Below are 11847 nucleotides of genomic sequence, written 5' to 3'. Positions count from 1 at the left end.
CACAGGTGGGTTAAAACCGATAGGACCATCCAAGGCGGCAATCCGTCGTGGAGCTGGTGTAAAGTGCAATATTTGAGGACTGCACCTTATAGCCGCAGGACAGTTTCGGCGTGCTGCCCAGCAGTTTGATCCGACTGTCCGAAAGAGAGACGCCAAAGCGGTAAATCTCATCGTGGCGGGCGTAATCCACCGCCGCGAAATCAACATCATAGAGTTTCAGCGTGGCACTCATCGTCACCCCGCCGCGCAGCGTATCGGTGAGGTTTTGCGCATAGCCGACGCGCGCCGACGCGCCCCAATAGCGGTGATAGTCAAGGCTGGGTTTTGAACGCTCCACCGATCCGCCCCAGGACAGGGTTGCCCCCTGCGGCGCACTTGGGCCAAGCGCTTTCGACCATCCCGCGCCAAGGGAGGCATAGGGGCCAGACAGGCTGTCCTTGTCCAAATAGTCGCGATATTCCGCCAAGGCCGACAGGGTGAGACGCGTGGTGTCATTCATCGAGTGCGACCAGGTCCCGTGTGCCCCCAAAGCGATCCGATCCGAGCTCTGGCCTGTGAGGGCGTCATAATAGATCCGATCCGCATGAATCCCACCGCGCCACTCCGCCGACGGATCGACCCCCACGACATCCGCCGTCACCCGCCCCCGCCAATAGCGCAACTCAGGGGCCTCATACCAAATCCGGTTCAGCCCGGCGCCGATCTCCAAAGACAGGCCCTCGCTTAGGGGCGTCCGATAAGTGCCGCGCGCGCCAAACTCGACCCCGACGCCAGTGGTTTCCTCGCCACCCCCGTCGATCTCAAACCGGCCCAACAGCGTATCAAACACCGTCTCCGACGAGGAATTTGCAATGTTGGTGCTCGGCAACAGCGCGACACTGGCCGAGGCGACGAAAGGGTAGCGTCGTTGCAGCTTGGACAGGGCTTTGAGATAGGCGTCAACATGGTCGCCCTGCGCCGGGTCTCGCAGCAAATGCTTGAGAAACGCCTCGGATCGGCCCACTTGCCCTTGCCGAGCATAGGCTTCGGCGAGCGACAACTGCGCGCGCAGGTCCGTGGGGGCAAATCTGCGCGCACGGGCAAACGCGCGCGCGGCTTTTTGCGGCGCATCCCTGACCAAGGCCACCTGCCCCAGATGCATGAGTTTACGATAGGCCTCGGCTGCGTTCGATACCGTGCGCGCCTCGTCTGCCTGTGCAGCTGCGCCCGATCCCAACAAGATCACAGCCAACACGCACAGCCGGATCAGCCGCGAAAAGAATAAAGACCGCCCCATGCTCACACCGATGTCATTGAAATTCAGGACTTGGACATTCAGGACGTACTGCGAGGTCCCCCCGCAGCACGTTTGAAACGATCACTCGTTACGGGAAATCAGTCGGCAATGGCACCATAGCCACCTTCTTCGTAGTCGCCATCAATCGTCCCGGTCACGTCGCCATAGACCGCAAGGTCGCCCTCGTAGTCATAGAAAGTGCCGTCCATGACGAGATCGACCAGGTGATCTTCGCCATCATTCAACGTCCCATCGGCATCTGCCGTCATGCCAGTGCCCGTGATCGAGCCGTTGATCGTCAGTGACCCGCTCAACTCTGCCTCTACGGCCTGCGTATCTTGATCGTAGAGTGCGAAATTATCTGCCGTTCCTGTGACTGTCCCGCCGGTGAAATCGGCGGTCAGGGCCAGATCGCCAAGGGCTTCAAGATTTCCATCATCCCCAAGATCGCCAACGCCCAATGCCCCCGACATTGTCGCGGTGCCCGTCATCATCGCCCCGGATGCCGGATCGAGATCCCCCGCTTCTGCACTGGCAACAAGGCCTTCGAGGCTGTCATATTTTGTCGGCAAGTCGGTGTCCGACATATCGCCATCGACGGAGGAGCCGCCACATGCGGCCAAGGAAAGAGAAGCCGCCGAAAGGGCCGCCAGTGTGAAGAGTTTCATGTGATTTGTCCTGTCTGTGTCTATGTTCTGAAGACGATCCCGCAAGATCTTGGACAAAGGTTCCACCGATGCAAAATCCAAACAACCTATAGGAAGTCATAGGTTTACAGCCCTGTGTCCGCCCTGTGTCATCCTCACTTTGGGGCCATAGGGGAGCCATAGGGGGCCATAGGCGGCACGATGCTATGCCCCTTTGCCCGCGAGACGCCATTGCACCAGCGCGTCGCCCGCTGATCCCACGCGATCATGACGACCATGCATGGGCCCGACCTCCTCAACTCGAATGGATCAAAACAGCACTGGTTATGCGGCAGATCGCTCAGCTGTCGCCCAAACAGACGGCGTTTATTCGCTTTTTCCGTCAAGATCACCGTCAAGATCACCGTGCCCCTTGCGCAGAGGCTGCCATCTGGTGCGAAATGGATGGGTATAAAAATAACAAACGATGAGAAACCTGATGACCCATATAAGCTCTGGCTCAACGCCAGTGCTGTCGGTGCGCGATCTCTCGATTGCGCTGCCCGGCAGCCACGACCGCCCCTTTGCGGTGCAAAATATCTCCTTCGATCTGAGGCCTGGCGAAATCCTGTGCATCATTGGCGAATCCGGCTCCGGTAAATCCGTGACCGCCAGTGCCGTGATGGGCCTTTTGCCCGCCGCGATGAAGATCGCGCGCGGCTCGATCCTGTTTCAGGACCGCGACATCACCACGCTCAGTGAACCCGAGATGCGCAAACTGCGCGGGCGCGCGGTGTCGATCATCTTTCAGGACCCGCTTTCGGCACTTAACCCGTTGATGACCATCGGCGATCAGATCCGCGAGGTTTTGGACACGCATTCGGTCGGCGAACCGGCCTCGCGCGCGGCCCGTGTGGTCGAAATGTTGACCGAGGTCGGCCTGCCCGACCCGTTGCTGATTCAATATCAATATCCGTTCCGCCTGTCCGGCGGCCAACGTCAGCGGGTGATGATCGCCATGGCTCTGGCCCTTGATCCCGACATTTTGATTGCCGACGAACCCACCACCGCGCTCGACGTAACGACACAGGCGCAAATCCTTGATCTGATAAGAAAAGTTCAAGAACGCAAAGGCATGAGCGTGATGTTCATCACCCATGATTTCGGCGTTGTTGCCGAGATTGCGGATCGGGTGATCGTGATGGAACAGGGCCATGTGGTCGAACAAGGTGACGCCAAACAGGTCCTGCGCGCACCTGAACACCCCTACACCCAAAAACTGATCGCCGCCGTGCCGAAAATGCGCCAAAAAGACCGTGTGCGCGACACCGAAAAGCCGGTGGTGATGCAGGTCCGTGGGTTGCAAAAAACCTATCGCACCCGCAGTGGCTTTCTGGGGCGGATGCGCGAGATCAAAGCGGTGAACAACATCAGCTTTACCCTACGCCGCGGAGAAACCCTTGGAATTGTGGGTGAATCTGGCTCTGGAAAATCCTCCATGGGCAAGGCTTTGATGAAATTGACCGAGGCCGACGGCGGCGAAATTCATTTTCAGGGCGAAGACACGCTAAAACTGAACGAGGAAAATTTTCGCCCGCTGCGCCCGCGCATTCAGATGATTTTCCAAGACCCCTATGCCTCGCTCAACCCGCGTTTCACCATCGGGCAGGCCCTGACTGTTGGCCCGATTGCCCATCGTTTGATGACTCATCGCGACGCCCGCACCCGCGCCGAAGACATCCTGCGCATGGTCGGCCTCGACGCCTCCGCCTATGATCGCTACCCGCATGAATTCTCCGGCGGCCAACGGCAACGCGTCGGCATTGCGCGCGCTTTGATGTTTGATCCCGAGGTGATCGTGGCCGACGAAGCCGTCTCTGCCCTCGATGTCTCGATCCAGGCGCAGGTGCTTGAACTGCTCGACAGCATTCGCAAAGAGCGCAAACTGGCCATGGTGTTCATCACCCATGATCTACGGGTCGCCAGTCAGATTTGCGATGAAATTCTGGTGATGCACCGGGGCGACATGGTGGAATTTGGCCCACCGTCACAGATTTTCCAAAACCCGCAACATGCCTACACGCGGGCGCTGGTGGAGGCGATCCCCGGCAGAAACGCCGCCTGACGTTCATGTTAAATCACCAAAGGTCAACACGGGGCGGCGCAAGTCGCCCCTTTTTATGATGCGCCATCTGACGCCAGTCACCGCATATCTTCCGTGAAAATTGATGAGAAATTGGGCATTAATTGTGTTTCACAATTATTTTGGTTGTTTTTCACAACTTTATTCTTGCCCAAGGCCCAATCCGGCAAAAAGCTACCCTCATACCCTTGGAAAAGCGCCTCATATGACTGACACACACCCCCACTCAAACGACCAGGACCCGCCGATCATGATCGGAGGTCTTCAGATCGACGTGCTCGAAGGGGCGTTCAGTTGGTACATCCGAACGCTTGACTCCTTCGTGTCGCGCGACCTCGACAGACGGATGAAAAATCTCGAAATCGCCCGCGGCAAAGGCAAAATCACCGCGCTGTTTTTGATCGACGATTATCCCGGCATCCGCCCCTCGCAAATTTCCGAAGTCCTGATGCGCGATCGTCCGGCCACCGGGCGGATCATCGACACTTTGGTCAACGCAGGCTTGGTGCAACGCGACATCGACCCCGACGATCAACGCGCCCAAGCGCTCTCGATCACCGAAAAAGGTCATGACGTGTCGCAACAGGTGCGCGAGATCATCCGCGCCCAAGAGGCTGAATTTTTTGACTTTATCGCGCCAGAAGACCGTGCGGACTTCATGCGGATGCTCAAACGCGCCTATCTGAACATGAGGAAAAAATGGGACTGACATCGACGAAAGTTGCGCTGATTTCCGGCGCCAGTCGCGGCATCGGGGCGGCCGTGGCCAAGCGGCTGTTTGACGCCGGTTGGGCCGTCTCCTTGGGGATGCGCCAGCCAAATCTGCCCGATTGGGCCACCTCAAACCCCGAGCGTGTGCATCTTTTTGCCTATGAGGCCGCCTCCCCCGACAGCGGCACAGAATGGTCCAGCGCTGTGATGACACAATTTGGCCGGATCGACGCGGTGGTGGCCAATGCCGGCATTTCCATCCCCAAAAGCGCGGTCGAGATCACGGATGCGGAGATGGCCGAAATGTTGGAGATCAACGTGCAAGCCCCGCGCCGTCTTGTCGCCGGATGTTGGGACGCCCTGGCCCAGTCCGGCCGTGGACGCGTGATCCTTTTGGCCTCGCTGTCGGGTCAGCGGGTCAAATCGGCGCGCTCGGGCGCCTATTCCGTGTCGAAATTCGCCGTCGTCGGACTGGCCCATGCCTTTCGCCACGCGGGCTTTGATCAGGGCATCCGCGCCACCGCGATCTGTCCCGGATTTGTCGCCACCGACATGGCCATCAGCCTTTCGGATCGCGCCCCCGATACGATGACCCAACCCGAAGATCTGGCGCGGGTGATCGACATGCTGATCGACCTGCCCAATGAGGCCAGCGTCGCGGAATTTTGTGTGAATTGCCAACTGGAGGAGTCATTTTAATGCCCGGTCCCTATGTTGTGCCCGTTTTTGGCGATGCGGCGTTGCCCAAGAAAGTCGATGTCGTCGTCATCGGCGGTGGGATCATCGGTTGTTCCACAGCCCTTGAATTGGTTGAGCGCGGCCTATCGGTGGCGCTGTGCGAAAAGGGCGGGATCGGCCATGAACAATCCAGCCGCAATTGGGGCTGGGTGCGCATCACCCGGCGCGATCCACGCGAAGTGCCGCTGATGGCGGAGGCGCTGCGGATCTGGTCGGGATTGGGAGAACGGACAGGCCGTGATCTGGGCTATACCCAATCGGGCATCGCTTTCGCCTGTGCCACGGATAAGGAATACAACGACCACGAGCGCTGGCTCGATGCGCTCAAGGATTACCAAATCGACAGCAGGATGCTGTCAGCGGCGGAATTTGCCCGGATGACGCCGGGCGGGCGGATGGACGTCAAAGGCGCGCTTTACACCTCTGTTGACGGTCGGGCCGAGCCGCAAAAAGCTGCCCCAGCCATTGCCGAGGCGGCGCGGGACCGGGGCGCGCATATCCTGACCGAATGCGCGGTGCGCGGGATTGAAACCTCCGGCGGGGCGGTGTCTGGCGTGGTGACGGAACGCGGTGAGATCGCGTGTGAACAGGTGGTTTTGGCGGGCGGCGCATGGTCGAGCCTGTTTGCCCGCAACACCGGGTTGCGCCTGCCACAGCTCAAGGTGAAAAACTCGGTGATCCGCACCAAACCACTTGAGGGCGGACCGGACTGTGCGATTTGGTCAGAGCATTTTTCCATCCGCAAACGTCAGGATGGCGGCTACACCATCGCTGACGGGTTCCGCAATATCGTCGATATCGTGCCCGACAGTTTTCGCTATATGCGCGACTTCCTGCCCGCACTTGGAGCAGAATGGAAATCCTTGATGCTGCGCTTTGGTGGCCGGTTTTACGACGAGGCCCGCATCCCCAACCGCTGGCGGATGGATGAGGCCAGCCCGTTTGAATATTGCCGCGTTTTGGACCCAAAACCGGCATTCTCCCTGCAAGACAAGGCGTTGGACAATCTGCGCCGGGCATTTCCGGTGTTTGAAAAGGCCGAAATCGCGCAACGCTGGGCCGGCGCGATTGATGTGACCCCCGATGCGATCCCGGTGATTTCCGGCGTCGATACCATCGCGGGATTCTACCTCGCCACCGGGTTTTCGGGCCATGGCTTTGGCATTGGACCTGCGGCGGGCAAACTGGCCGCCGATCTGGTCACGGGCCGCACCCCGGTGGTCGATCCGACCCCCTACCGTTTCAACCGTTTCACCGATGGCACCAAAATCGAGATCATCAGCGGTTTCTGATCTGTCCTGGCCTCTTCTGCCGGGGCCAGGGCCAAATGGGCGATGTGACAGACGCAAGGGCGCGTCGCCTTTATCAAACCTTGCGACACACACAGGGAAATTCACCATGACAGACACAGAGAAGACCACGTCTCATCTCACGCGCCGCCAAGCGCTCATGTTGATGGGAGCTGCCGGAGCAACAGGCCTGATGGGACCGATGGCGATTGGCCGCGACCGCGCCTTTGCCGCCAATGCCGATCCAAGCGGCCAACTGGTCCTGGCTTTTTCGCAAGAACCCACTGTTTTCAACCCGTTGATGCCGCATATTGAGGTGGACGAAGGCGTCTATTACGCCGTCTATGACCCGCTGTTCGATTTCGACCCAAGCGGTGAATTCTTTGCCATTCTGGCCGCCGACGTGCCCACCGTGGCCAATGGTGGCATCTCCGCCGATGGTCTCAACTGGGCCTTGACGCTCAAAGAGGGCGTGACATGGCATGACGGCACGCCGTTCACCGCCGAGGATGTGAAATTCTCGCTCGAACTGACCATGGACCCGGAATTCCGTTCTTTCCGCTCCACCGGCTATAAATTGATGAAAAACATCACCGTGGTGTCCGACACCGAGTTGACATGGGAGATGAGCGAACCCTTCGCGCCCATGGCCGCAATCCTGGCTTCGACCTATATCATCCCAAAACATGTGTTTGATGGCGTTGCTGACAAAAACGACAGCCCGCTCAACACCGCGCCCATCGGCACCGGCCCGTTCAAGTTCAAAAACCGCATGGCGGGCGATCACATCGAGCTTGAGGCCAATACCGATTACCACATGGATGGTCCCTATCTCAAAACGCTGATCATCAAATATGTGCCAGATCTCAATGTGATGTATACACAGTTCAAATCCGGCGACATCGACGTGATCGGCCTGCAATACATCACCCCGGACCATCTGGCCGAGGCGGAAACGCTGGAGGGTAAAGTCGTCAAAATCTCGGGTCAGGCGACATTTGAATCCATCGGCCTCAACACGACCCGACCGCAGTTTCAGGAACTGGCGGTGCGTCAGGCGCTCTACGCCGCGATCGACAAAACTTCGATCATCGACGCGCTCTATTACGGCGTGCCAACCCCGACCGAAACCTACATGCCGCAGCAGTCCTACTATTATAACCCGGACCTGCCCAAGCATGAGTTCAACATCGACAAAGCCAACGCTTTGCTGGATGAGGCCGGTTGGGTGCGCGGGGCCGATGGCATCCGCGAAAAAGACGGCGTGAAACTGGCCTTTTCCAACTCCACCACCGCGGGCAACCACCTGCGCGAACAGGCGCAGCAGTTCATCCAACAGACCTTCCTTGAAATCGGTGTGGCGATGGAGATCAAAAACCTGCCCCCCGCTGTCATGTGGGGCGATTACTGGATGAATTCCGAATTCGATTCCGTGGTTGTGGGTCTCAACACGCTCGCAGGGGCCGACCCGGACACATCGGATTACTTCATGTCCACCGCCTCTCCGGTGCTTGGTGGTGCGGGCCAAAACACCTTTGCCTATAACAGTGCCAAAGTGGATGAGCTGCTCACCAAGGGCGCTTTGAGCTTTGTCCCCGAAGACCGCAAAGCCATCTACCAGGAGATGCAGGCCGTGATCCGCCATGATCTGCCCTTCCTGCCTATGTTCCAATATTCGGTGATCAAAGGCTGGAAAGACGATGTGACCGGCCCGGCACCGAACGTGAACAACCGCATCGACAGTTGGAACGTGCGCGACTGGAAACGCAGCTAAACGCGCGTTCCCTTGGGCGCGGCAGTCCTCCCCCTGCCGCGCCCTCATCGGAACCGGCCCCACGCGAAAGAGGCCGGACCTCAACCCAAACCTCGCACAAAGAGGGCGCCCGCCATGCTGCGCTACATCTTATCCCGGCTCGGCCAGAGCCTTATTTTGTTGCTGATCGTGTCTTTCATTGGCTTTGCCGTTCTGACTCTGGCCCCCGGCGGGCCGTTGTCGCAATTCGCGCTCAGTCCCGGCATGACCCAAGAGCAGATCGACAAGATCGCCGAACAAATGGGCCTCAACCGCCCGCTTTGGGTGCAGTATATCGACTGGTTCACCCATATGATCACCGGCGATTGGGGCACCTCCTATCGCGATGGCCAACCCGTTTTGCATGTGATCGGCAGTCACCTTTTTGCCACGCTGTTGTTGATGGGCACCGCCACAACGCTTTCGGTCAGCATCGGCAGTTCCATCGGCATCCTCAGCGCGATCCGGCGCGGGTCCCTCTTTGACACCACAATGACCATTGCCGCGATGATCGCCCTCTCGATCCCGACCTTTTGGTTTGGCCTGATCGCCATCTATATTTTTTCGCTCAACCTCGGTTGGTTGCCAGCGGGAAATATGTACAACATCGGCGATCAATCGGTGCTCGATTACCTGCGCCACCTGATCCTGCCTGCCAGTGTTCTGGCCCTTGTCGATGTGGCGATCTGGAGCCGCTACATGCGCACCTCCACCCTCAATGTGATCAATCAGGATTTCGTCCGCACCGCCCGCGCCAAAGGCCTGAGCTCGCGCCGGGTTTTGCTCAAACACATCGTTGGCAACTCCTTGGTGCCGATGATCACCTTGGCCGGGCTTCAGGTGCCGATGGTCTTGGGCGGCGCTTTGGTGACGGAAACCGTGTTCACATGGCCCGGCATGGGGCGGCTGTTCCTCGATAGTCTGGGCTATTCCGATTACCCGGTGGTGATGGGGCTGCTGATGGCCTCCGCCTTGCTCGTTCTCATCGGCAATCTCGCCGCCGACCTCCTGATCGCCCAGATCGACCCGCGTGTCCGGCTGGACTAAGAAAGGCCACTCTCATGACCTCTGCCCCGCTCACGTCTCCCGTCCGCCGCCCGCTCATCCAATCGCGCGCGCTGCGTCGGTTTCTCTCGCATCGTCTGGCCCTGATCGGGGTGATCATGGTGCTGTCGCTGACACTGGCCTGTTTCATCGGGCCGCATCTGTTGCCCTATGACGAACTGCACATCGACCTGCGCGCCCGCTTCGCGCCGCCCGGCACCGGCGGCCATATTTTTGGCACCGATCCGCTGGGCCGCGACATTGCCGCGCGGCTGTTTCACGCGGGCCAGATCTCCATGGCCGTGGGGTTTGCGGTGATGATCATCGCCACTGCGTTCGGCTCCGTCGTTGGGGTGATCTCCGGCTATTACGGCGGGCGGGTCAGCGCGGTGCTGATGCGCATTGTTGATGCCTTCCTGTCTTTCCCTTCGGTGTTTTTGCTCTTGGCTCTGGCCGCGTTCATCCAACCCAGCCCGGTGATGATCGCCCTGATCATATCGGCGACAAGTTGGATGGAGGTCGCCCGGATCGTCGAGGCCGAGGTCAAATCCCTGCGCAATCAGGACTTTGTGCAGGCCGCGCATATGTTGGGCCTGTCCGGGCGCTGGATCATGTTCCGCGAGCTTTTGCCCAATGCCATCGGCCCGATCATTGTCGCCGCCAGTCTGACCGTGGCCCGCGCGATCTTGCTTGAGGCCTATATCAGCTTTCTCGGCTACGGCATCCAACCGCCGCTGCCAAGCTGGGGCAATATGCTCAACGGCGCGCAGCAATATCTGGCCTCCGCACCCTGGCTCGCCATCGTGCCGGGGGTGGCGATCACCATCGCTGTGACCGGGTTCAACTTTATCGGCGACGGGCTGCGCGATGCCTTTGACAGTCGCAGTGGTGGACGTTGAGATGAGCCGCAGATTTTCAAAATTCGAAGACACTCTATGGCATGCGACCGCGAGCGCCGCGCCCAAAACCGCGCCGCTTGCGGGCACGGTCACGGCCGATGTCTGCATCGTGGGGGCGGGATATTCCGGGTTGAGCACCGCCTTGGAACTGGCGCGGCAAGGCGTGTCTGTGGTGGTGCTGGAGCGCAAGGAGATCGGCTTTGGCGGCTCCGGGCGCAACGCCGGGCATTGCACCCCGACCTTCACCCATTACAGCCTGCCCGAGCTGCGCCGCGTGTTGGGCGCGCCTTGGGCCGAGCGCCTGATCCACCGCCAAACCCGCGCCAATGACAAGGTGAGCGAGATGATCGCGCGCTACGGCATCGACTGCGAATGGGAGCAAAACGGCTACGTTCAGGGCGCGCTCTATCCCAGTCATTTGAAAACACTGGAAAAACGCGCGCAGGAGTATAACAGCATCGGCGCGCGCACCCGGATGTTGGACCGCGATGAGACTCGCGCGATCACCGGATCGTCGCGGTTCTATGGCGGCTGGCTTCACGAGGAGGCGGGCGGGCTGAATGCACTTGGCTATGCCCGCGGCCTTGGCCGCGCGGTCCAAACAGAGGGCGGGTGCATTTTCACGGACACCGAAGTCACTGGCTGCGTGCGCGACAATGGCGCATGGGTCGTGCACACACCGCATGGCGCGGTGCGGGCCGAAAAAGTGATCTACACCACCGGCGCTTACACCGTGGCAGGCTGGCCGAAACTCGACCAGACCTTTCGCATCATGCGAGTGTTCGTGGCTGCAACCCAACCCCTGTCCGAGGCCGCTCAGGCGGTGGTTTTGCCCAAACGCACCACCATCCAGGACGGGCGCGGTGACATTTACGTCTATAAATACAATGCCCAAAACCGCATCGTCGCCTCGATGTTCCCGATGGGACAGCGCGGCCGCGATCCCAAATTCACCCGCCAAGTGCTCTCGGATCGGCTAAAATGGCTACACCCGGAGCTGCGCGAAGACCTCAGGTGGGAGTTCTTTTGGTATGGCGAATTGGACATGCAGCGCAAAACCATCCCCCGGCTTTACAGCCTCGCCCCCGGTGTCGTCGCCATGACCGGACTGTCCGGGCGCGGTGTGCCGACCGGGTCGATGATCGGCGGCATCCTGTCCGACTGGGCCATGGGCGTGGCGGAGGCCAATCTGGACCTCAAAATCGAACCGCTCCATGCCCAACCGCGGTATATGTCCATCGCCCCGCAGGCGGCGCTGCGCGGATACCGTTTGCGCGATTGGGCGCGCGCGAAAACACAAGGGGCGCCTTTGCCGCCTCATGCCTAGAC

General features: G+C 59.7%; 10 protein-coding genes. 8 read left to right on the top strand and 2 right to left on the bottom strand.

The window, feature by feature from the left end; all coding sequences use genetic code 11:
- Positions 1-10: 10 nt before the first annotated feature.
- On the bottom strand, positions 11-1276 hold the full coding sequence (locus C8029_RS17230; protein ID WP_152003377.1) for a surface lipoprotein assembly modifier: 1266 nt from the start codon (positions 1274-1276) through the stop codon (positions 11-13).
- Positions 1277-1374: 98 nt separating this feature from the next.
- Positions 1375-1944 carry a hypothetical protein gene (locus tag C8029_RS17225; RefSeq protein ID WP_009571811.1) on the bottom strand — a complete coding sequence of 190 codons (570 nt, stop codon included), beginning with the start codon at positions 1942-1944 and terminating at the stop codon, positions 1375-1377.
- A 457-nt stretch (positions 1945-2401) separates the two neighbouring features.
- On the opposite strand from C8029_RS17225, the gene C8029_RS17220 reads away from it, so the two are divergent.
- From C8029_RS17220 to C8029_RS17185, 8 genes are all read left to right on the top strand, one after another.
- A complete protein-coding gene (locus C8029_RS17220; protein WP_193217678.1) occupies positions 2402-4027 on the top strand; it encodes an ABC transporter ATP-binding protein in 1626 nt (541 codons plus the stop codon).
- 223 nt (positions 4028-4250) lie between these two features.
- Positions 4251-4754 (top strand): MarR family winged helix-turn-helix transcriptional regulator, encoded by a 504-nt coding sequence (locus tag C8029_RS17215; RefSeq protein ID WP_009571808.1) that lies wholly within the window; start codon positions 4251-4253, stop codon positions 4752-4754.
- Positions 4745-5455 carry an SDR family NAD(P)-dependent oxidoreductase gene (locus tag C8029_RS17210; RefSeq protein WP_009571807.1) on the top strand — a complete coding sequence of 237 codons (711 nt, stop codon included), beginning with the start codon at positions 4745-4747 and terminating at the stop codon, positions 5453-5455. Before C8029_RS17215 ends, C8029_RS17210 begins: the two co-directional genes overlap by 10 nt.
- On the top strand, positions 5455-6786 hold the full coding sequence (locus C8029_RS17205) for an NAD(P)/FAD-dependent oxidoreductase (protein ID WP_009571806.1): 1332 nt from the start codon (positions 5455-5457) through the stop codon (positions 6784-6786). Before C8029_RS17210 ends, C8029_RS17205 begins: the two co-directional genes overlap by 1 nt.
- 106 nt (positions 6787-6892) lie before the next feature.
- Positions 6893-8557 (top strand): peptide ABC transporter substrate-binding protein, encoded by a 1665-nt coding sequence (locus C8029_RS17200; protein ID WP_152003375.1) that lies wholly within the window; start codon positions 6893-6895, stop codon positions 8555-8557.
- Positions 8558-8671: 114 nt separating this feature from the next.
- Complete coding sequence (locus C8029_RS17195; RefSeq protein WP_009571804.1) at positions 8672-9622, top strand: ABC transporter permease; 951 nt, start codon at positions 8672-8674, stop codon at positions 9620-9622.
- Positions 9623-9636: 14 nt separating this feature from the next.
- Entirely contained in the window at positions 9637-10518 is an 882-nt protein-coding gene (locus tag C8029_RS17190; protein ID WP_009571803.1) for an ABC transporter permease, read from the top strand.
- A gap of 1 nt (position 10519) precedes the next feature.
- Positions 10520-11845, top strand: a complete 1326-nt coding sequence (locus C8029_RS17185) for an NAD(P)/FAD-dependent oxidoreductase (RefSeq protein WP_009571802.1) — start codon at positions 10520-10522, stop codon at positions 11843-11845.
- Positions 11846-11847: the final 2 nt, after the last annotated feature.

The sequence above is a fragment of the Roseobacter sp. TSBP12 genome, from assembly GCF_009129705.1.
Lineage (GTDB): Bacteria > Pseudomonadota > Alphaproteobacteria > Rhodobacterales > Rhodobacteraceae > Celeribacter > Celeribacter baekdonensis_A.
This window is presented reverse-complemented; position numbering and strand designations above follow the sequence as displayed.

Bases quoted from the DNA above. Each gene is read 5' to 3' on its own strand.
- C8029_RS17230 (WP_152003377.1), bottom strand. From the start codon at position 1,276: ATGGGGCGGTCTTTATTCTTTTCGCGGCTGATCCGGCTGTGCGTGTTG.
- C8029_RS17225 (WP_009571811.1), bottom strand. From the start codon at position 1,944: ATGAAACTCTTCACACTGGCGGCCCTTTCGGCGGCTTCTCTTTCCTTG.
- C8029_RS17220 (WP_193217678.1), top strand. From the start codon at position 2,402: ATGACCCATATAAGCTCTGGCTCAACGCCAGTGCTGTCGGTGCGCGAT.
- C8029_RS17215 (WP_009571808.1), top strand. From the start codon at position 4,251: ATGACTGACACACACCCCCACTCAAACGACCAGGACCCGCCGATCATG.
- C8029_RS17210 (WP_009571807.1), top strand. From the start codon at position 4,745: ATGGGACTGACATCGACGAAAGTTGCGCTGATTTCCGGCGCCAGTCGC.
- C8029_RS17205 (WP_009571806.1), top strand. From the start codon at position 5,455: ATGCCCGGTCCCTATGTTGTGCCCGTTTTTGGCGATGCGGCGTTGCCC.
- C8029_RS17200 (WP_152003375.1), top strand. From the start codon at position 6,893: ATGACAGACACAGAGAAGACCACGTCTCATCTCACGCGCCGCCAAGCG.
- C8029_RS17195 (WP_009571804.1), top strand. From the start codon at position 8,672: ATGCTGCGCTACATCTTATCCCGGCTCGGCCAGAGCCTTATTTTGTTG.
- C8029_RS17190 (WP_009571803.1), top strand. From the start codon at position 9,637: ATGACCTCTGCCCCGCTCACGTCTCCCGTCCGCCGCCCGCTCATCCAA.
- C8029_RS17185 (WP_009571802.1), top strand. From the start codon at position 10,520: ATGAGCCGCAGATTTTCAAAATTCGAAGACACTCTATGGCATGCGACC.